At 50.6% G+C, this 21,483-nt stretch carries 17 protein-coding genes; 7 read left to right on the top strand and 10 right to left on the bottom strand.

Annotated features, from left to right (window positions below):
• Positions 1-18 precede the first annotated feature (18 nt).
• Complete coding sequence (locus PRUB_RS07335) at positions 19-1,305, top strand: methyl-accepting chemotaxis protein (protein ID WP_010387090.1); 1,287 nt, start codon at positions 19-21, stop codon at positions 1,303-1,305.
• Here PRUB_RS07335 and PRUB_RS07330 read toward each other — a convergent pair.
• Positions 1,282-4,143 (bottom strand): ATP-binding protein, encoded by a 2,862-nt coding sequence (locus tag PRUB_RS07330; RefSeq protein ID WP_010387088.1) that lies wholly within the window; start codon positions 4,141-4,143, stop codon positions 1,282-1,284. The two genes, PRUB_RS07335 and PRUB_RS07330, sit on opposite strands and share 24 nt — an antisense overlap.
• Before the next feature lie 86 nt (positions 4,144-4,229).
• Between PRUB_RS07330 and PRUB_RS07325 the strand changes: the two genes are divergently transcribed.
• Positions 4,230-4,808, top strand: coding sequence for a DNA-J related domain-containing protein (locus PRUB_RS07325; RefSeq protein WP_040644530.1), 579 nt, complete (start codon positions 4,230-4,232; stop codon positions 4,806-4,808).
• Positions 4,809-4,946: 138 nt separating this feature from the next.
• Here PRUB_RS07325 and dbpA read toward each other — a convergent pair whose 3' ends face one another.
• Positions 4,947-6,332: an ATP-dependent RNA helicase DbpA gene (gene dbpA, locus PRUB_RS07320; protein ID WP_010387086.1), complete on the bottom strand. Its 1,386-nt coding sequence runs from the start codon at positions 6,330-6,332 to the stop codon at positions 4,947-4,949.
• Positions 6,333-6,487: 155 nt separating this feature from the next.
• On the opposite strand from dbpA, the gene PRUB_RS07315 reads away from it, so the two are divergent.
• Positions 6,488-7,921, top strand: a complete 1,434-nt coding sequence (locus PRUB_RS07315; protein ID WP_010387085.1) for a M28 family peptidase — start codon at positions 6,488-6,490, stop codon at positions 7,919-7,921.
• Positions 7,922-8,003: 82 nt separating this feature from the next.
• Positions 8,004-8,789 carry a tetratricopeptide repeat protein gene (locus PRUB_RS07310; protein WP_010387084.1) on the top strand — a complete coding sequence of 262 codons (786 nt, stop codon included), beginning with the start codon at positions 8,004-8,006 and terminating at the stop codon, positions 8,787-8,789.
• Here the strand turns inward: PRUB_RS07310 and PRUB_RS07305 are convergent.
• Positions 8,786-11,428 (bottom strand): sensor domain-containing protein, encoded by a 2,643-nt coding sequence (locus tag PRUB_RS07305; RefSeq protein WP_010387083.1) that lies wholly within the window; start codon positions 11,426-11,428, stop codon positions 8,786-8,788. The genes PRUB_RS07310 and PRUB_RS07305 overlap by 4 nt on opposite strands.
• 272 nt (positions 11,429-11,700) lie before the next feature.
• On the opposite strand from PRUB_RS07305, the gene ubiD reads away from it, so the two are divergent.
• The 3 genes from ubiD to PRUB_RS07290 all read left to right on the top strand — a co-directional run bounded on the left by ubiD (position 11,701) and on the right by PRUB_RS07290 (position 14,572).
• Positions 11,701-13,173 carry a 4-hydroxy-3-polyprenylbenzoate decarboxylase gene (gene ubiD, locus PRUB_RS07300; protein ID WP_010387082.1) on the top strand — a complete coding sequence of 491 codons (1,473 nt, stop codon included), beginning with the start codon at positions 11,701-11,703 and terminating at the stop codon, positions 13,171-13,173.
• A gap of 144 nt (positions 13,174-13,317) precedes the next feature.
• A complete protein-coding gene (gene fre / locus PRUB_RS07295) occupies positions 13,318-14,031 on the top strand; it encodes an NAD(P)H-flavin reductase (RefSeq protein WP_010387081.1) in 714 nt (237 codons plus the stop codon).
• 130 nt (positions 14,032-14,161) lie between these two features.
• Positions 14,162-14,572: a CBS domain-containing protein gene (locus PRUB_RS07290; protein ID WP_010387079.1), complete on the top strand. Its 411-nt coding sequence runs from the start codon at positions 14,162-14,164 to the stop codon at positions 14,570-14,572.
• Between the two features lie 26 nt (positions 14,573-14,598).
• On the opposite strand, the gene add is transcribed toward PRUB_RS07290, so the two are convergent.
• From add to cyaY, 7 genes are all read right to left on the bottom strand, one after another.
• Positions 14,599-15,594, bottom strand: a complete 996-nt coding sequence (add, locus tag PRUB_RS07285; RefSeq protein ID WP_010387078.1) for an adenosine deaminase — start codon at positions 15,592-15,594, stop codon at positions 14,599-14,601.
• Between the two features lie 138 nt (positions 15,595-15,732).
• On the bottom strand, positions 15,733-16,836 hold the full coding sequence (locus tag PRUB_RS07280; protein WP_010387076.1) for a heme biosynthesis HemY N-terminal domain-containing protein: 1,104 nt from the start codon (positions 16,834-16,836) through the stop codon (positions 15,733-15,735).
• Positions 16,833-18,632 (bottom strand): uroporphyrinogen-III C-methyltransferase, encoded by a 1,800-nt coding sequence (locus PRUB_RS07275; protein ID WP_010387075.1) that lies wholly within the window; start codon positions 18,630-18,632, stop codon positions 16,833-16,835. The genes PRUB_RS07280 and PRUB_RS07275 overlap by 4 nt, the downstream gene beginning before the upstream one ends.
• A gap of 1 nt (position 18,633) precedes the next feature.
• Positions 18,634-19,572, bottom strand: coding sequence for a hydroxymethylbilane synthase (gene hemC, locus PRUB_RS07270; RefSeq protein WP_010387074.1), 939 nt, complete (start codon positions 19,570-19,572; stop codon positions 18,634-18,636).
• 19 nt (positions 19,573-19,591) lie between these two features.
• Positions 19,592-20,461 carry a DUF2914 domain-containing protein gene (locus PRUB_RS07265; RefSeq protein WP_010387073.1) on the bottom strand — a complete coding sequence of 290 codons (870 nt, stop codon included), beginning with the start codon at positions 20,459-20,461 and terminating at the stop codon, positions 19,592-19,594.
• 17 nt (positions 20,462-20,478) lie between these two features.
• Positions 20,479-21,132: an alpha/beta hydrolase gene (locus PRUB_RS07260; RefSeq protein WP_010387072.1), complete on the bottom strand. Its 654-nt coding sequence runs from the start codon at positions 21,130-21,132 to the stop codon at positions 20,479-20,481.
• Complete coding sequence (gene cyaY / locus PRUB_RS07255; protein WP_010387071.1) at positions 21,132-21,452, bottom strand: iron donor protein CyaY; 321 nt, start codon at positions 21,450-21,452, stop codon at positions 21,132-21,134. Before cyaY ends, PRUB_RS07260 begins: the two co-directional genes overlap by 1 nt.
• Positions 21,453-21,483: the final 31 nt, after the last annotated feature.

The following is a 21,483-nucleotide window of genomic DNA, read 5'->3' as shown; positions in this document are numbered from 1 at the left end:
ATAAGGAAGAACACATCCATGCGTTTAGTAGCCAGTGCCATGGCCGTGACTACGGTGAACATAGCCGCCGTGCTGGTCTGTGCAGCCATATTTTCCCTCCCTCTGACAGCCACCGCTTTACTCATTGCTATGATGCTGGTTTCATCTGTTCTGATCACACTCTGGATAGATAAAAAGCAGGAAAAAGGCGCCTACCTGCAAAGTTTTGTCAGTGCGCTTCATCACCAGGACACCATTGATCTCACCTTTCGCTTTGACGAAAAAGACAAATCACTGCCCAAAGCTTGCCTGGCCATAAATGCCAGTATGGCAATGATGGAGCACATTATTGGTGAAGTATATGCCTCTTCATCGCGTCTCACCCCCATGGCCGATAGCCTGCGTGATACCTATGCCTCCATGACACAAAAGGCCACCATTCAACATGCTCATGGAGAAGACCTAGCCACGGCCATCAACCACATGCTGACGGTTTCAAGAGAGCTGGATGACAGCCTGGAGAAAATCTACAGCTCCGTCGAAAATGCCACCCAGGCGGTCAAAAAAACCCGAGTGGATACCGACAAGAGCCAACAAAGCCTGATGACGCTGGCAAGCAATATTCAGGCGACCAGCGAACAGATAGCCACCCTTAAAACAGACAGTGATGCCATTAGCTCCGTAATTGATGTGATTAATGCCATTGCCGATCAAACCAACTTACTGGCCCTGAATGCCGCCATTGAGGCCGCAAGAGCAGGTGAACAAGGCCGGGGGTTTGCCGTGGTAGCGGATGAGGTGCGCAGTCTTGCGGCACGCACCAGTCAGTCGACACAAGAGGTTCGCAACATGGTCAATAAGATCCAAGCAGGTACGGACAGTGCACACGCCCTGATGTTAACCGCGCTGGAAGAAACCGATAAAACGGTTAGTTTATCAGAAGCCTCAACGAAGGAAGTCGATCAGATAGAGCGGGCCATGATAGATATAAACGCCATGTCACACAGCATCCATGACCAGGTAAGCCAACAAAAAACCGTCTCTGACGAAGCCCAATCCAGTATAGAGTCTATGGTTGAACTCAATTCAGATGCCCTGTCTGCGTCAAAAATTCAGGCCGTATCGAGCAGTGATCTGATCAACCTGGCCGCATGTATTCATGAGAAATTGTCTATGTTTACGGCGGAGCGGCCACATCCTGATATGTCTCATAGGACCGATACCAGTCGCTATAACAGTGATGCCGATTCTAACGCGGTCTCCAATAAGCCTCACAGCCCCCAAGCTGAAGAACACAGTAAATTAGGAGACATCGAGCTGTTCTGAGTAACTGCACACTTTGAGTTCATCACACAGGATCAGAAACAAATCCTGATAAAGCGCTGTTTGCTCTTGCTTCAATGCTGCTTCAAACTGTGAGGCAATATCTGCAATATGCACAAACTCGAACATACTCGCCGCCCCGTTTAATTTATGACAGTGATGCTGTAATGCCTGCCAATCCTGCTCCTGCCACAGATCAATTAGCTTGTACCTTTCCTGTTCCAGAGTTTGTGCAAAACTCTGTTTGAGATCACTCATATCTATCGACAAATCCAGTGCCTGAGCCGCATTGGTGCGCTGCAAGGACTGAGCAAGCGTTTGATATAGCACATCACTGTTGATCGGTTTACTAAGATGACCACTGAACCCCTGAGCCAGATAACCTTTAATTTCGTGCTCCATCACGTTTGCCGTCAGTGCATAAACCTCTCCTTCAAAACCAGCTTGTCGCAATAATTGCAACGCTTCCAGACCATCCATTTCTGGCATCTGAATGTCCATCAGCACGACATCAGGATAAGCGCTGAGACAGCGCTCTACAGCTTGCTTTCCATTGCTGACGGTATCAACATCCAGCCCCATTTTTTCCAGCAAACGAGTAATAAGCACTCGGTTGTCATCATGATCTTCCGCCAGTAATACCGTGCCGGACAAACGTGGATCAGGCATTTGGGAAGGCATGGGCTGCACCTCATTAAGGCACTCAGCCTCCTTGGTATAACTCAGGCGGGCACAGGGGACAACCAGCTTAAACTGACTCCCTTTCTCAACTTCACTATGCACCGAAATCTCTCCCCCCATCATCTTGGCCAGATGCTGTGACAGACTAAGCCCTAATCCGGAGCCGCCAAATCGACGCGTGATACTATTATCACCTTGCTGAAAGCACTCAAATATCCTGGCCACCTGAGATGGCGACATCCCAATGCCACTGTCCTGAACAATAAACGTGAGGCCATCCTCATACTGGCGGATAATCAGCTCTACCTGCCCGTGCTGCGTAAACTTAACCGCATTGCTGAGTAAGTTAATTAAGATCTGTTTCAGACGCACATAGTCGAGCCGAACCAAATAAGGCACAGGCAAATCATTTTCTACTACTAAAGCGAGTGACTTTTCCATACAGGGGCGCTGGAACATATCGCAGACATCAGCCAATAAATTCTCTATGGTAAATTCGGTGTATTCCAGCTCCAGTCGCTGCGCCTCTATTTTACTCAGGTCCAGTACATCGCTGATGAGGTCTTTGAGATGATTGCCCTGTCGTGTCACAACAGCCAGTGACGACATAAGATGGGCGTCGTGCGTGTAATCCTGCTGCAAGCTTTCGGCATGGCCCAAAATTGCAGTCAGCGGCGTGCGAATCTCATGGCTGATATTGGCTAAAAACTGACTTTTTACCTGATTGGCATTACGCAGCTCATCGGCGCTTTGCTGCAACTGTGCCGTTCGCTGCGCGACTTTTTTACTGAGCTCAATTTTTGCCCGCCGCTCGGTCGCGCGATGATAAAAAGCAAACACGGAGATCAGCGCCAGACATAAGATCAGTCCACTCATCCACAACAGCTGATTACGTTGCTCGTCCTGCAGTTGTTGCAGCTCCTGTGCCTGCTTCATTTGCGCCAGTTCCTGGCTTAACTGACTTTCTTCAAACTTACTTTGATATTTATTGAGGCGCGTAATTAATCCCTCATTTAGCAATGAAAATTGCAAGTCCCGATAATAGTCGAGTGTTTCAGCCGCAGACTGCATCTTGCCTGTTGCCGCCTGAACCAGCGCCAGCAAATGTAAAAACTCACGCTCCCTGAGTCTGTCTCCCAGCTTGCGCGTCAGCATTAGCCCCCGATCAATACTGGCTTCCGCACCGGCGATATCATCACGCATCAGCTGCAACCTGGCCATCGGGTGCAAGGCATGCATTATCCCGGCCTGGTTGTCGGCTTTTTCAGCATAATACATAGCAAAATTGACCTCCTGCTCCGCTGCAGAGTAATCACGGATCAGCAGGCTCAGTTTCGCCATATTGACATATTCAAACGCCAAATGACGTGTATCATTAATACTGTGATAGTAATCAACAGCCGCTTTCACTGCTTCACGGGCCAGCTCAGGGCGGTTTGACTCGGTATAGATCACGCCCAGATTACCCTGCACTAAAGCCACACCATAATGATCTTCGAGCCGCTCAAACAAGGTCTTTGCACGCTTGAGTAGCTCCTCTGCTTTGTCATAACGAAACTGACGAATATAAACACCAGCAAGATTCAGCAACATGTCAGCTCTGTCCTGCTCATTACCGTGCTGTTCATACAACATGTATGCAGCCAGGTACTGCTCCAGTGAGGCTTCTAAGTCATGGATCTGGATAAATGACATACCCAGATTATTGTGAATGTCTGCGCGCTCAATGGGATTATTTCTTTGTTCAGCAACAGCGAGCGCCTGCTGATAATCAACCACAGATGCAGCATAATCTCCCTGATAAAACGCACTGATCCCCTGCATTTTAAGGGCGTGATACAAGCTGTCAGACAGGCGCTCATCACGACTAAAAGATTCCAGTTGCTCAAAATAACGGATCGCCATCTCATAGCGCATGCTTTCCAGCGCAATTTTACCTATCGCTTTAAGGGTCGCAGCACGGTGTTTCGGACTTAATTCAGGGACATGTAGCAAGCGTTCAGCACTGAGCACTTGCTCCTGCCAGTTGGGCATATCTGATAATGCCTCAATTTGTGATGTAATCTCAGGCTTGGCAGCAGATGTATCAGCATGGCCTTGCGCCGACCAGATCCCCACCAGTAACACAGTGGTCACAGCCCACTTAAACCCCTTTGTCATCCCTGTCTGCCCCGTAGTACTTGCAATAGACGTGTCAAAAAATAAGAATTGAACAAAGAAGATACACTATGTTTACAGGCGGAACAATGTTGAACCCCCTCCTTGATGCCACTTTTAGAATAATCACCCGTGAACGCGCAACTCAATTACATCGACTGGCCGCGGCGCTGGATGCTGAGTTTGGATTGCCGAAACTAGATAATGATCCAGACAAGGACCTTTTTAAGCGCAATTTTCTGCTGATGAACGCGCTGTATCAGCTACAACAAGAGATGGCGGAACAAGGTTACTACCTTCAGGTCGAGGCCATGGATATCCGCCTGAATGAGCAATCGACCCAATCAGCCTTACAAACACACGATCCGCTCAGAGACTATTATTTAGATTGGTGCAACTATGATACCAGCAAGGACGACGTGATAGCGTTACTCGATCAGTTCTGGCAACGCTACCTCAAGGTACCGCAACTGGCGCCGCAGCAACACGCGGAGTTAATTGCAAAATGGCAACTACCCAGCCCATATTGCCGACGTCAGCTCAGCAAGCGCTGGCGTGCACTGGCATTTGCAGCCCACCCGGATCAACAAGGCAATCACGCCGCATTTCAACAGCTCCAGCACGAATATGAGCAACTCAAACACTATGCGCAAGCGGAAGAGCCATAGCAATCCGAATAAGGCAGGGGAACCTTAACGCGCACACGGCAATCACCAGGCTATTTAGCGCGTCAGAATTAGCAACTTTTAGCCCTGTTATCGATAAATTTCCTGTCGAATTGCTGAAAGCTCAGGTGGATTGATAGCCTACAGGCTCATTCGCTTCGCTTTAACTTTACGTCCCTTAAGCTTGCTCTCTTGCAACTTTCTCAGCGCAGGTTTTACGCCTTCTCTGGCAACTGCGACAAACGCCTGATGGTCCAGCACATCAATATTACCAATCAGGCTGGCACCGATCCCTTGTTCAGAAGTCAGACAACCGACGATATCACCGGCGCGAAGTTTATCTTTTTTACCGCCATCGACCTGCAAAGTCACCATCGGAGGCTTAAACACAGGTTTGTCGAGCAGGCTCAGTGGCGGGGGAGTCACCGGCTCAAAGTTTTGCTCATAAATTTCACCCAATTTAGCGACTTTAAACGCCTCATTTTCACCATACAAAGAGCAAGCAAGGCCTTTTTTGCCACCCCGCCCGGTTCGACCTACCCGGTGTACATGAGTTTGCGGATCCAGAGCCATATGGTAGTTGATCACCATATCAACATCTTCAATATCCAGACCCCGGGCTGCGACATCTGTGGCCACCAACACTGATGCACTTTTATTGGCAAAGCGGATCAGCGAACGAACCCGCTCAGCCTGGTCCAGGTCGCCGTGTAAGGTCACAACATTGACACCACTGCTTTTGAGTTCACTGTACAGCTTTTTTGTTTCCACTTTGGTGTTACAAAAGGCAATGCAGCTGATGGGTTTGTAGTGCTGGAGCAACAGACGTAGTGTATTGAATCTCAGCTTGTTATTTTTGAGTGCAAAAAACTGCTGCTTAATCTGCCTGTTCAGGGTTTCTTCTTCCCCTTTCACCATGACAGGTTCACGCATAAATTGCTGTGTCAGCGCTTCAATATCCCGCTGATAAGTCGCACTGAACATTAAGGTCTGACGCTCTGGTGGCAGATATATCGCGATATTCTCCAACGCTTCGACAAACCCCATGGCCAGCATCTGATCGGCTTCATCCAATACCCAGGTTTGCACTTGAGTCAAATCTAGGGTCCCTTTATACAAGTGCTCTTCAATCCGCCCTGGGGTACCAACCACCACGTGCGCACCATGCTCCAGTGAACTGATCTGGGGCCCGATAGGCTCACCACCACACACGGTCAATACTTTGATATTTTGCATACCACGCGCCAGCTTGCGGATCTCAGTCGCCACCTGCTGCGCCAGCTCTCGAGTCGGCGCCAGCACTAAGCTCTGGATAACCTGTTCTTCGGCCACCAACTTATTCAGCAGACCAAGGCTAAATGCCAGTGTTTTGCCCGACCCGGTTTTTGCCTGCGCAATCACATCCTGGCGGGCAATTATGGCGGGCAACGCCTGCGCCTGAATGGGCGTCATGGTCGTAAAGCCAGCTTGCTGTAAACCATTTTGAAGGTGTCGGGTCAACGACACTTGATTAAACGACTGAGTCACTCTTTTACCTCGGATGAATTCAATCCGCCAAGTTTAGCAAATCCCGCATAGCGCCGTCACTTCAGTAAGCAAAAACGCCCGTTCACCCCGAAACAGTTTAATTTAACAACAATTGTTGCGACAATCTCCATCGATGTAAATTACCAAGGGTTACTATGGATCAGATAATACGCTTTGTGCCTTTTAGCAGGCTCACCAGCGCCGCCAGACATTGGCTATTACCACTGTGTGCGTTAACCGCCAGTTTTGTGGGTCAGGCTGGTGAATTCACACAAAAACAACTTGAAGACGTCGCTAAAGTACGCACACTGGCAAGTCAGAGCGACCTAAGCTGGCAATTACTGGAATCGCTCACAACAGAAATTGGCCCACGCCTGCCCGGCACCGAAAACGACAAATTAACCGTGGCCTGGGCGGAGAAACAGTTTAATCGTTTAGGCTTTGATAAAGTTTGGCTGGAAGCTGCGACTTTCCCTGAATGGCGCCGCTATCATGAATCGGCCAAGTTGATTGCGCCCAGTGAGCAGCCTCTGCATATCACAGCGCTGGGCAACAGTATCAGCACGCCACAACAAGGCTTACGCGGTGAGGTGGTGCTGTTTGAAACCTTTGACGAACTTAAGGCTGCACCGACGGGTAGCCTAAAAGGTAAAATTGCCTTTATTAACTACCGAATGCATCGGGACATCGATGGCAACGGCTACGGCCCGGCAGTACAGGCACGCAACAAAGGCGCGGTAGAAGCGGCGAAAAAAGGGGCAATCGCTTACATGATGCGTTCGGTCAGTACTGCCCACCATCGCTTTGCCCATACCGGCGGCAGTCACTACGATGATCAGGTTACAAAAATCCCGGCCACCGCCATTGCGAACCCGGACGCCGACCAAATCGCACGTCTGCTTAAGCATGGTCACACGCCTCAGGTCGAAATCAATATTCAGACCGAAGATCTGGGCGAAGGAACCAGTTTTAACGTGATCGGAGAAATTACAGGTTCAGAATTGCCTGATCAATACGTTTTGCTTGGCAGCCATCATGACTCCTGGGATCTTGGGACAGGTGCGCTGGACGACGGTGCAGGCATGGCACTGACCATGGCAGCGGCCAAACACATTGCAACAGTAACTCGCCCCAAGCGCAGTATCCGGGTGGTCCTGTTTGCCGCAGAAGAGCTTGGATTATGGGGTGCAAAAGCCTACTTTAAACGCCATAAAGACAACCTCGGACAGATCGTTGCCGCTGCCGAGTCAGACCTGGGTGCTGATGTGGTCTATGCGTTCGAGTCAAAAGTGAATGCTGCCTCTCTACCGCTGGTACGCGCCATTGCAGAACAACTTAAGCCGCTAGGGATTAGCTATATTGGCGCAAATCGTGCTCGTGGTGGCCCGGACCTTATTCCGTTAAATAACATGACCTCAGCGCCCATTTTTGATCTACGCCAGAATGGAACAGACTATTTTGATTATCATCACACGGCCGACGATACATTAGATAAAGTGGATCCGGACAAACTCAAACAAAATACCGCAGCCTATGCAGTCTTTGCCTTAATGGCTGCTAATGGGAAAACACCTATGCAGGGCAAATAACGCCTGCATTATTCAAATCAGTGATTTCCTCACAGGCACCGGATTAGCATTGCCGGTGCCTCACCCCAACCAAGGAATCCCCATGAATAAACTCACCGCAGGCCTGTTTACCTCCCACGACCTGATCTCTCGCTTTCTCATCCGCTTCAAAAACGCGTTGCTGGGTGCGGCTATACTGAGCATTATCGCCTATTTTTGGCTCCAGCATACCCAGCAAACCGCGCAGTTTCAGCGCCTGTTGCTCGAGCCCAGAGCGGATGATCTGATTTTGATTGATTTGGGTCGCTTTGACACGCAACGGGTCTACCAGGCCCAATACCGGATCACCCAGGTCCTCGCGACGACCGACAACACTATCACCGTCAAACAAGGACGATATACTTATGGACGCAAACGGGATGTAAAACGGGCTATCCAGTTAGATAATCTGATGCTGGACAATTATTTTGATACCGCAACACTGCAATGGCCCCGCGCTGAACTGACACGCTATTTTGAGCAAGGTGCGATATACGCCATCCACCGCCCCAATGACATTTATGTCATGGGTGGGATCGTGAAACCCAGAGTGATACCACGCTTGCATACGCCGACAGCCAAACACCGACTCACGCCTGACAACCAACGCGGCATAGCGCATTACCAAATTGGCGAGCTGCAACAGGCACGCGAAGCCTTTGCGATTGCAGCACAACACGATGATCACTGGGGGCAGTATAATCTCGCAACCATGCTACTTGAGGGCGAAGGGGGAGAGCCAGACCCCAAACAGGCAATCGAATTGCTGCGTCAGGCCGCTGCACAGGGCAACGTCAAAGCACACACACTGCTCAACGAACTCTGTTCTGGTGATGAGGCGTGTGACTAACGCGCCATACTCGCCTGCCCTGTTTCTCCGTCAGGCAGTTCTGCATAATTATGAATAAAGGCTTCAAATTGTGCCGCATCAGCGGGTTTCGCATGCAGGAAGCCTTGCGTGTAATCACACCCGAGCGACTGTAAAAACGCCAGCTGAGCCGGGGTTTCAACCCCCTCTGCAATCACCGTCAGATTAAGCTGTCCAGCCATGGATATAATGGCACTTACCAGGGCTCGGTCCTCTTCATCCTCAGGCAGATCCCGGATAAAGGCGCGGTCAATTTTCAATTTTGACAGCGGGAAGCGTTTAAGATAGCTCAATGAGGAATACCCCGTCCCGAAGTCATCAATGGCCAGGCCGACGCCCATCCCACGCAAGCTCTCCAGCTGTCGCTGAATATGACCCGAGTTGTCCGCTAATACGGTTTCAGTGATCTCCAGTGTCAGCGCATCGGCCGCTAACCCGGTTTCTTTGAGCACCTTGGCAACCAGACTGGCAATGTCCTGTCGCTTAAACTGCGTACTCGACACATTCACAGAAACAAATAAGGGCTGACCCGTTTGTGTGATCCAGGACTTCGCCTGCGCACAAGCCTGATAAAGCACCCATTCACCAATAGTGATGATTAATCCCAGCTCTTCGCAGATGGGGATAAAGTCAGCAGGCGACACCAACCCCAGCTGCGGATTGTGCCAACGCAATAAGGCTTCACAACCCAGTCGCTTCTGACCGACGATCGGCTGATACGCCAGGTAGAGCTCACGATTTGTCAGCGCGCGGTGCAACGCCCCCTCCAGCGCACTGCGTGCTTTTGCATGCTCATGCATCGCAGAGGTGAAGAATTGAAAACAATTACGACCATGCTCTTTTGCTTTATACATGGCGCTGTCGGCATTTCTGAGTAACACTTTGCGATCTGCGCCATCGTCGGGGTAAAAGGTGATCCCCATACTGCCGGACACAAACGCTTCATGGCCTTCCAGAAAAAACGGTTCACTCAGCGTATGTAGTACCTTGGTCGCCAATTTTTCCATATCACTGATCTTGGCCATATCGGGCAACAGCAGCGCAAATTCATCTCCACCTAATCGCGCGACGGTGTCCGAGTTGCGAGTGCATTCACGGATCCGATTGGCCGCTTCAATCAGGAGCTGATCACCAATATGATGTCCAAGCGTATCATTCACGGCTTTGAAGCGGTCCAGATCGATAAAGCACACCGCCAGACGGGTTTGCTTTTGTTTGGCCTGTGCCAGCGCCAAATCAAACTTGGTGTGGTAATGGTGACGATTTGCCAGCCCAGTCAGATTGTCAAAGTTGGCCTGCTGCCACATCAGCTGCTCATTGCGCTTACGTGACGTAATATCATTAAACAGTGCCACATACATATCAATTTCGCCCGCGGCATCAAACACCGCAGACACCTGCAACCAGCTTGGATAAACTTCACCATTTTTACGTTTATTCCAGATCTCGCCTTCCCAGTGTCCACGCGAGGTCAAAGCATCATATAACTGAGCAAAATAGGCCGCATCATGCCGGCCTGAATTGAATATTGACGGTGTATTGCCCAGCACCTCTGCTGCTGAAAAGCCGGTGATATCAGTAAATGCCTGATTTACCATCTGGATCTGATTATCACGATTCGACACCAACACCCCTTCGCTGGTTGTCGCAAATACCGTGCTGGCCAGACGCTGCTCTTTTTCCCCCGCAAGGCGCTTACTGATGTCCTGGATAAGATAAATCGAACCAGTCTCCATGCCTGCATTGTCCAGCACCGGGGTTTTGCTGATCTCAACGTCTCGCCGTTTACCTGCCAGAGTAACCTGACATTCCACCGGCTCAGCACCCAGGTTATCCAGGCAGCGACAATCCTCCAGAATAAGCGCCATTGGGCGACCCTGAATACTGCCTAAGTCTCTCCGCGCTGCCTGATTGGCAGAAGCCACCACATTACTGGAATTGGTATAGATGAGGTAATCACCAATGGCATTAAAAATAGCACTGAAGCGGTTTTTCTGTAGTTCGGTGCGGCGTTTGGCGCGGCGCAAACGCAAGGTAAATAACACCAGTACCAAAATAGAACCGCCGAGAATCGCAATCACACTGCCAAGCAGGATCAACTGCACCGTATTCGCCTCTTTCAATTCGGCGGTTTGCAGGGCGACTTGCTGCTCAAGGTTAGACTGGTAATGCCACAGGTCGCGCTCCAGACTGCGTTGTGCACTGATATCCTGGATCACTGACAACAACAGTGGCTGCCCCTGTGCATTGCTAAACGGAGCAGAATACACACTCACGGTTCTGATTTCCTGGCTGGCAAGCTGATGCTGAAAGATAAAATAATTACGCCCTTCGCTGAGCGCTGACATTCTCTCCTGCTCGACCTGCTGGGGTGTAAACTGATTGATCTGCTGGATCTGCATGGTTTCCAGGCGAGCCTGGGAGTAACCATAAAACCGCGCCGCAGCCTCATTCGCCTGGACGATATTACCGCTTTTAGGCTCAATGAGTAACATCACTGCACTGTGTTGTTCAAACGCACTCACAGGCAAAAATGGCTGCGCGGTTGCACTACTCGCAGCGGAACAAAATAAGGCCAGAATGGCAATACATGAGCTGGCTATTATGGTTGTTATCTTCAAGCCGCCTCCAATCAAATACTGCGCAATGCAACTGACTATAACTGAAAGCCAAAAGCAAAGATATATACCCGGTTCAGACTATTGCGCCGAATCAATTATTTCCCCTGTTAGCATAATAGTCGTTAATAGAACTTTGATACACCCACAGCGCCCTTTTTCATCTAAGGTCACTCTGCCAGTAAACCAAACCGGCAAACCAGTCGTAAATCTCTGTTCTACATCTGGCGACTTGTTATACTAGCGCCATAAAATCTGTGCAGCCCAAATGAATGATGAAATATAAAGATTTGAGAGAATTTATTGCTCTGCTGGAAAAGCAGGGCGAGCTGGTACGGGTCAGCCAGCCCATTTCCACCAAACTGGAGATGACTGAAATTGCCGACCGTACATTGCGTGCCGGTGGACCGGCTATCCTGTTTGAAAACCCAATTGGCTTCGATATGCCAGTGCTGGCTAACCTGTTTGGCACCCCCAAACGTGTTGCAATGGGCATGGGTCAGGATGACGTCAGTGAACTACGTGAAGTGGGTAAATTACTGGCATTTTTGAAAGAACCTGAGCCGCCCAAAGGGATCAAAGAAGCGCTCGGGCAGATCCCGGTGTTTAAGCAAGTGCTGAATATGCCGACGAAGGAACTCAAAAAAGCCCCATGTCAGCAAGTAGTAATCAGTGGTGATGAGGTCGATCTCACCCGGCTCCCTATCCAGCATTGCTGGCCAGGTGATGCAGCACCACTCATCACCTGGGGACTAACCGTCACCCGTGGACCGCATAAAAAGCGTCAGAACCTCGGCATTTACCGCCAGCAGCTGCTCGGCAAAAACAAGATCATCATGCGCTGGCTCTCCCACCGTGGCGGCGCACTCGATTTTCAGGAATGGTGTCAACAAAACCCGGGAGAGCCGTATCCTGTGTCTGTTGCCTTAGGCGCAGATCCCGCCACCATTCTGGGAGCCGTAACCCCGGTGCCTGACACCCTGAGTGAGTATGCCTTTGCCGGTCTGTTGCGTGGCAGTAAAACCGAAGTGGTTAAATCTATTTCCAATGACCTGCATGTCCCGGCCACTGCAGAAATTATCCTAGAAGGCTACATTCAACCGGGCGAAACCGCACCAGAAGGCCCGTATGGCGACCATACTGGCTATTATAATGAAGTAGATGACTTCCCGGTGATGACAGTGACACACATTACGCACCGTGAGGATCCCATCTATCACAGCACCTACACCGGCCGTCCACCCGATGAACCGGCCATCCTGGGTGTTGCGCTCAACGAAGTTTTTGTGCCGATTTTACAAAAGCAGTTTCCAGAGATTGTTGATTTTTATCTTCCCCCGGAAGGCTGCTCTTACCGAATGGCAGTGGTCACTATGAAGAAACAATACCCGGGCCATGCTAAACGTGTGATGCTGGGTGTGTGGTCGTTCCTACGCCAATTCATGTATACCAAGTTTGTGATTGTGTGTGATGATGACGTCAATGCCAGAGACTGGAATGATGTGATCTGGGCGATCACGACGCGCATGGACCCTGCCAGGGATACCACTATGATAGAAAACACGCCAATTGATTACCTCGATTTCGCGTCACCTGTATCGGGCCTTGGCTCAAAAATGGGGATGGATGCCACCAACAAATGGCCAGGTGAAACCGATCGGGAATGGGGTGAGCCCATCGTGATGGACGAGGCGACTAAACAACGCGTTGATGACATCTGGGATAGCCTGAAAATCATTAAAACTTAAAGAATTCGACAGACTTTTTTCTGGCATACGACGATAAGCTAAGCGGGAATCTGTCTGTCTTGGTGTGAAAGCGGTTACAGGGTTAACCTGAGTGTGCTAAAGTGCACACACTTTCACCACCGTGCTTATTTTCTAAGGTAAAAAATGCAAGTACTCAAAGCCACAGTGGCCGAGATTTCGTCACTGACCGAATACGTATCTAAAGTTGTCTTAACACCTGAGCAGGATGCCGAATTTGCAGCTGGCCATTACCTGCAGTTAGTACTGGGTGAAAAAGACAAACGCGCCTTTTCAATCGCCAGCAGCCCATCGAAGAAAAATGCTCTGGAGCTGCACATTGGTGCATCTGGTGCCGACTCTTATGCGATGCAAGCATTGGATCATTTAAAAGCGGCCCACACCAACCAAACACAGGTTGACCTGGAAGTAGGGCTGGGTGTTTCTCAGGTTCGCCCTGAACAGGCAAGACCTCTGGTATTACTGGCAGGCGGCACAGGGTTTTCGTACGTTAAGTCCATGGCCGATCACCTTGCTGAAATTAACTACGACCAGCCAGTACTCTTTTACTGGGGCGTTAAAGAAGAATCTGCGTTGTATGCTAAAGCAGACATGGAAGCCTGGGCAAACAGCAAAGCAAACTTTCAGTTCATTCCTGTCGTTGAACATGCGTCAGAGCACTGGAAGGGCCATACCGGCTATGTCCATCAGGCAGTCATGAAAGACATCGTCTCGCTTGAACCATACAGTGTCTACATGGCGGGCCGTTTTGACATGATTGGCATAGTGCGTGACGACTTCATCAATCATGGCGCACAACGTGAGTTCATGTTCGCGGACGCTTTTGCATTCATCAAATAATGCCTTGTGATGCGCGGTTGCCCAACCGCGCATTCAATTCATAAAATCAATCACTCTGATACAAATAATCCATTTTAAAAATTGATAATAGTTATCCATACTGGGTCTGTCACTTAACAGGAGAACCCCCATGGCTAAACAATTTATCTCAGACATCATGTCCACACAATTTCCGCTGATCACCCCTGATACTGAAATCACAGAAGCCATTGCACAGCTAGAAAAGTTTGCCCTATTTGGCGCTCCAGTCCAGGACCGTAATGGTAAACTGGTCGGCTTTATTTCCGAGCAACAACTGCTTGCACCATTGCTACAAAGTAGCTATTTCTGTGATGGTGCCACCCAGGTTGGTCAGTTAATGCGTAAGGAAACTTTGTCGGTCAGCAAAACCACCACAGTGGTGGATTTAGCGACGCAGATGCAACAGGACAAGCCAAAAATCTATCCGGTTGTCGATAATGATAAGGTGATAGCGGTAGTGACCCGCAGCCAAGTGCTGAGTGCACTAAAAGAAAACTACTTAAGCTGCTCAACACACTGAGCAGCTCGGCAAAATACTAACGCGGGTTACGCATACTTTTGTAACAGCGCCTGTTTGTCTGAATCACTTAAAAATGCAATTTCAACCGCATTCTTTTGCGCCTGGAGGATATCAGAACCACTGAGCCCAGCCTGTGGTGCAGCATGCTCAAATTCATTGTCCAGCTCCACGCCTTGTACGGCAGGATCATCTGTATTGATGGTAGCCAGAATACCGTGATCTAAAAACTGTTTGAGCGGATGCGTCTCAATGCTTGCCACGGTGCTGGTTTGTAAGTTGCTGGTCAGGCAAGACTCGATGCCAATGCGATTATCACGCAGATAATCCATCAGTTTAGGATCTTCAATGGCTTTCACACCATGGCCAATCCGCGTCGCGCCCAGCTCATTGATAGCCTGCCAGATGCTGCTGGCCCCTTCGGCTTCTCCGGCATGGATTGTTGCGCCCAAGTAGGCGTCACGAACTTGTTTAAAATGATCAATAAACAAGGCACCCGGAAAGCCAATTTCATCCCCGGCCAAATCCACTGCCACTAAATCGTTTTTGAACGCCAGCAAGGCATCGAGTTCATATTGGCATTTTTCAACGCCAAAGGTACGCGACATAATACCAATCAGATTCACCTTGATATCCCGACCCTGCGTGGCAGATTTTATGCCGTCTACCACTGCCTCGACCACACCTTGCGGATGTAAGTTATGGGTTTTAGCCATATAATACGGGCTGAAGCGCAACTCAGTGTAATCCATCTTCTGCGCAATGGCGTCTTCCACGTTTTCAACTGCAATACGGCGACAAGCATCATAATCACCCAGCACCTTGACGCCCCAGTCCAGCTTGGCCAGAAAGGCCATCAGGTTTGGCGCATTATCAATGACCTGAACATGTGGCCTTAACCCTTCCACATCGTGAGCAGGCAGCGGCATATTAAACTTCTGACCAAGGTCTAAAATGGTCTCAGCACGCACGTTACCGTCTAAGTGGCGGTGTAAATCAAGTAAAGGTAGTTTGGTATTGATCATAAGGCACTCGGATTACAGATAAAATTTTTCAGATCATACGCAGCTTAAGTGTAGTTTCAAGGACAAATATCCGCAAAGCAGAATATTCATCGCAAAAAAAACCGGTCAGGCGACCGGCTTTTTGACTGTATTTTGCTATTACTGAGTGGCCAGCAGGTAGGCTTTGTCAAATTGCCCGGTCTGGGCATAAGCGCGCTGCGCTTGCTGCTGCCACAACGTTTGCCAGGGGGAGTTTGCCAGCGTGTCGAATATTTTAGCTGCCAGTTCATACTCTCCCTGCGCATTGGCCAAACATGCCAGACTAAACAGCAACTCAGGCTGCTCCGGCTGCTTTTGCAACGCCGCCTGTATCAGTTTGCGCAACTCGGGATCTGAGCTGCCAGCATACTGCAATGCCTCAGCCAATTGCTGATACAGGCCTTTTTTCAGATATTTTAGTAAGTCACCACGTACGGCATCAAATTGTCCATGTCGCAAGGCTTGCTGAGTCAAAGCACCAGCAGCCATAGGACGCAACGCTTTGGGTAGCGCGTTAAAGGTCGCCTGCGCCGAACTGTCATCTATGGCAAGCAACGCATTGAGGTGCTTTTTCCAGCGTGCTTCTGACCAGCGCAATTGTTTATGTCTTTGCTGGATCAGCGTCAACGCTTGCTCACGCTGCTCAGCCTGGATCAACGCGTCAAGGTAACTGGCAACCACGTTGTCCGGAACTTTTTTCTCATCCATTTGTGCACCCAGCAAGGACAGTGCCTGCTCACCCTGATTGGCTTTCAGCCACAACTTAGCGACCTGTCCCTGTGACTCTGGAGACATCCCCTGCAACTGTGCCAGCGCCTGTGCAGACTGTTGCTGCTGCAACGCAACCCTTGCCGCCATAGCGCGCTGCTGATCCTGCCACTGTGCTGGCAACTCAGCGATGGCCAGAGCCTGCTGCAACTGCGCGTCATCACCATTAATGCATGCCCAGACAGCGGCTTCCAGCGCTTGTTGCTGACGCTTATTTTTGCGCCCTTTTAGCCAGCCACGGCTACGAGCAAATGTCCGCCAAAGTGCACCCAGCACGCTCAGTACCAAAGCACCCAGCAACACAGCAAAAATCACAATCACAGCAAGCGCAAACAAAGAGGTCTCTATGGTGTGGTTGTTCACCGCAATCAATAAGTAGCCTTTTTCGTCAATCAACAAATGGCCTGCTGCCAGCACGCCCAGCAGCACAATGATCGAGATCAGTGTACGTGTCATTGTAACCACTCCTTCACCGCCTGTGGGGTCTGCAACTCAAGTGTTGCCTGAGCTGCAAACTCTTTTTGTTGCAGCGCTTTCAAACCTGCCTGCATCGCAACCACTGCACTGTTATCAGAGCGGTAATAACGCGCTAAGGTCATGCCGGCACCTTCCAGTGCGGTGAAATACACACTCTGCTGTTGCTGCATCAGAGCGGTCTGCGCCTGACGCAGATAACTGTTCAGTTGAGCACGAATAAGCTGCTGCTCCTGAGCATCCAGCAGCGGATCAATGACCGGTTTATCATGGGTGCGAACCTTAATGAACTGATCCTGGATTTTTAACCAGGAACGCCAGGCATTGGCTTTCCAGTCACTCACCTGCTCCGTTAGTTCACGCTGTTCGCTTTGCGGATCTGCCGGCTTGGTCATGATCTGTAACGGCAAATCGTCAGCCTGAGTCACATAACCATGCAGATCCAAATATAGGGCTTCCAGCTGCGGTTTAGGCTGAGCTTTCAAGAGCGCAAGATCCGCGGCAATGGCGGTTTGCACGGTCGTTGTATTGCTTTGTTCACGCACGAGTGTGTGCAAGCGTGTCAGTGTCGCGGCAGCGGCCAGATAGTGGCGCTGAATATTGGCCTGAAACTCGGCGCTGCGTGTCAGCGCGGCTATTTCTGCTTTTTGAGCGCCCCCAAGCTGCTGCTTGGCTGTTTGTAAGGTCGCCTGTAGTCGCTGTTCAAGTTCACGCGTTTGCGCCTTAAGTTGCTGCGCGATCGCTTGGTCACGTTGCGCCAGCTGCCCATGTAGCTCAGCAAGTGTCTGTTTACTCGACGCCAGTTCACCTTGCAATTGCTGATTATCCTGAGTCAGTTGAGCCAGCGTTTGCTGATACTGAATCAGCTGCTGCTGTCCCAGATAATAGACACCCGCAGCCCCGACCCCGGAAGTCAGCGCCACCAGCAGAGCCAGGACGGCCGTTTTGCTGATTTTGCCCGACACAGCGGCGGGTTTGGGTGACTTATCCGAAGACTGAGGGCCTGACTGACTTTGTTGTTGTTCTGTCATAGTTCCACCTTGGCGGGGCTGATTATCCATAATGCAGGCCAGTAACGCATCGTTATCGGCGCCTGCACTGATGGCGATTTGTTTGTCCTTTATCGCGTATTGTTCGCGAAGGTATTCTGCACTGCGTTGACTGACCAGATAAAACCGACGGCTGCTCAGCCAGTTTAGTAATTCGCTCTGCTGGGTATTAAAGATGGCATCAATGGCCGCATTACTGGTGATCACTATACCGTCAATGCCTTGCCTTTGCCAGTGGTCCAACCAGATATCAGATCCGGTGGCAGCCGGGATCCGCTCATACACCACACAATGTGATACTCGGGCGCCGCGCTGTTTGAGCATCTTGTTGATCAGCGTGCGTCCACCTCGTCCTTTGACCACCACAACCCGATTATCCTCAATCTGTTGCAGTGCGGGCAAGGCGAGTAACCCCTCTGAATCATGCTGCTCGGGTACAATGGCACGACGGTCAAAACAGGCGTCTATGGCCGCTGCGGTTTTTTCACCTACAGCAAAAAACTGACAGTCGGGGGAAAAGGTAGGCTGATGCTGGGCCAGGTAATACACCGCATCCTGAGAAATGAAAATCAGCTGCTCAGCTTCCATGATGGGTGCCAGTTCAGTCTCACTGACTGGCAGCTTTACCAGCTCCAGCACGGGGGTACAGTCACAGCTGATCCCCTGCGCTTCGAGCTGTTCACCAAGCAACGTTCCTTTGCCTGCCGGGCGGGTGATGGCTAGTTTCACATTAGTTGTCCCGGTAAACCTCAGCCAGAATTTGGTCCGCACCTTGTGCCAGCAAAGATTCCGCCAGGCGGATCCCCAATTGCTCAGCATCGGCAACCGGTCCGCTTTGCTCGCCACGTAAGATCTGGCTACCGTCTATCGCACCAACCAGTCCACGCAAGGTAAGTTGCTCGCCGTCGATTTCTGCATAAGCGCCAATCGGCACCTGACAACCGCCTTCCAGACGACGGTTCATTGCACGCTCAGCCAGCACCCGCATACGCGTTTCACTGTGTTCAAGCGGGGCAAGCCAGGCCTGAACCTGTGCATCGTCACTGCGACATTCAATACCCACGGCCCCCTGACCATTGGCAGGTAGTGAGTCTTCAACACGCACAAAACTGGCGATCCGCTCAGCCATCTCCAGTCGGATCAAGCCCGCGGCGGCAAGTATAATGGCATCAAACTCACCGGCATCCAGCTTAGCCAGGCGGGTATTCACATTGCCACGTAAATCTTTGATCACCAAATCCGGACGCTGGGCCCGGATCTGACATTGGCGACGCAGGCTTGAAGTACCGACAACAGCACCTGCCGGAAGCTCAGACAGCGACTGGTAGCGGTTCGAAACAAATGCATCACGGGGATCTTCGCGCTCACAAATGGTGTGCAATTCCAAACCGTCTGGGAAATCAACAGGGACATCTTTCATCGAGTGTACGGCAATATCCGCACGCCCTTCCAGCATGGCCTGTTCCAGCTCTTTCACGAACAGTCCCTTGCCACCGATTTTCGCCAGAGGGGTATCCAGAATTTTGTCGCCTTTGGTCGACATAGGCACCAGTTCAACCGTCAGCTCGGTATGAAATTTTTCCAGTTCAGCTTTCACATATTCGGCCTGCCATAAGGCCAGCGCACTTTTTCTTGTTGCGATGCGCAACACATTTTTTTTCGTCGTCATGCTTTACTCAGTCTGCTCACTATTGAGCGGTTGCGATAATTCTAAAGGTTTTTTGTGCCAGTAGCCGATCATCTGCGGTGATCACTTCAATACGCCACTGACCACTTTGGCTGGGCATTATGTTTTTGCTGGAGTAAGTGCGATGCCGGTACGCACTGATGGCCAAGTCAATCTCTGCCATCAACTGATCCTGATGAAACCATAAATGGCGAATGGTTTGTCCCTGCAAACCACGTACTTCGGTAAAGAAATACAGCTTATCCGAAAAGGCCGATTGTTCAACACTGTCTTTAAGCACATTCACCGGTTCCCGGTTCATCACTTCTGTGGTCAGCACGGCACGGCTAATGTGCTTAGTATCCACCTGAGCAGCCATGGCCACACTGGCAACCTGTGCGTCCTCAGCAAAACGCTTAGTCGGACCATTGTTGGTGCCTTCGTCAACGGTCAGATCAGCGGCCTCCTGTTCATCAGCGACCACCTCTTGTTCATCGGTCAGCTCAACAGGTTCAACCTGACTGTTTACCGCTGCTGACGACACAACCAAATTCGCTGTGACTTGCGGCAATGCAGCCACTACCGGTTCGGAGACTAATGGCGCAGAGACAGGCTCACCTTCGGGCTCATTGATCGGCTCAGATGTGTCCATACCAGTAGCATCATTTACACTGTCGGCCTGAGCCGTTTGCTGGTAGGTATTCATCGTCGTCACAGGCTGCTCATCGGCACTAACCGAATTCACGATCCCATAAAACAAAGCAGCCAGGCCACATGCTGCCGCGCTGCCGACCACACCAATGCGGCGCCAATGGTACTGGTATGTGATGGACTTAGCCGGGGCCTCATTTGCTTTCGTTACCGCTGTTTTAATCACAATGCGTTGTGTCATGGGGGATCACTCTGTTATCACGTTAACCTGGCCAGTAACCAGGTGCGAATTGCCTCCAGCTCTTCCTGACAAACCTGATGCTGCATCGGGTAATCCTGCCAGCTTACTTCATAGCCTTGTGCTTGTAAGGTGTCAAATGCTTGTCGCCCTGCAACCATAGGAACCACGGGATCCAGGCTGCCATGGGCCATAAACACGTTCAGGTCGGTTTGTACTGCTTGTTGCGCAAGTTTTTCAGGGGCACACATATAGCAAGATAACGCCATCACGCCACCCAGGCGCGCTTTAAAACGCGGCGCCACATGCAGGGCCATCACCCCGCCTTGCGAAAAACCAGCCAGGATGATGCGTTCTGCTGGGATCCCAGCCGCCAGTTCAGCCTCAATAAGCGCTTCAACCAACTTCGCAGAGTCTCTCACACCCGCTTCGTCGGCTCTTTTATCCAGATCAAAGGATTTGATGTCATACCAGGAGCGCATCACCATACCATTGTTCACGGTGACGGGTTGTTCTGGCGCATGCGGAAAAACAAACCGTACGCCCAGTTCAGCAGGTAATCGTAACTCAGGGGCAATCGGCAAGAAGCCCTCTCCTGAATCACCAAGACCATGTAACCAGATCACGCTTGCCCTGTGGGTTCCCTGGGCCGGGTATTCTACAAACGGCAACATCAGTCGTGCTGCCATTCAATGGTCTGACCGGCCTGACGCGTGGCAGCATCACTCATAAACTGCCAGAACTCAGCGCCGCTGCGGTTATCTATCCACTGCGTATCGCGCAACTCAAAATGATGCCCATTAAACTTAGTAGCGACCCACACCTGATGCAGCGGGGCTTGCTTATTAATCACAATTTTACTGCGGTCCGGAAAAATGATTTCCAGGATCCCGGATGCCGATTCATAATCCAGGTCGACCTCGCAGTCGTCAATTTGTTCCTCAATGGTCAACATTAACGCATCGGCTAACTCATGATATTCATGATCTGTCATAGCTTGATCCTTACTGTGCAAACCCCGAAAG

The sequence above is a fragment of the Pseudoalteromonas rubra genome (genome assembly GCF_000238295.3).
GTDB lineage: Bacteria > Pseudomonadota > Gammaproteobacteria > Enterobacterales > Alteromonadaceae > Pseudoalteromonas > Pseudoalteromonas rubra.
Note: the sequence above shows the minus strand (reverse complement) of the source record. Positions and strands in the feature narration are given on the sequence as shown.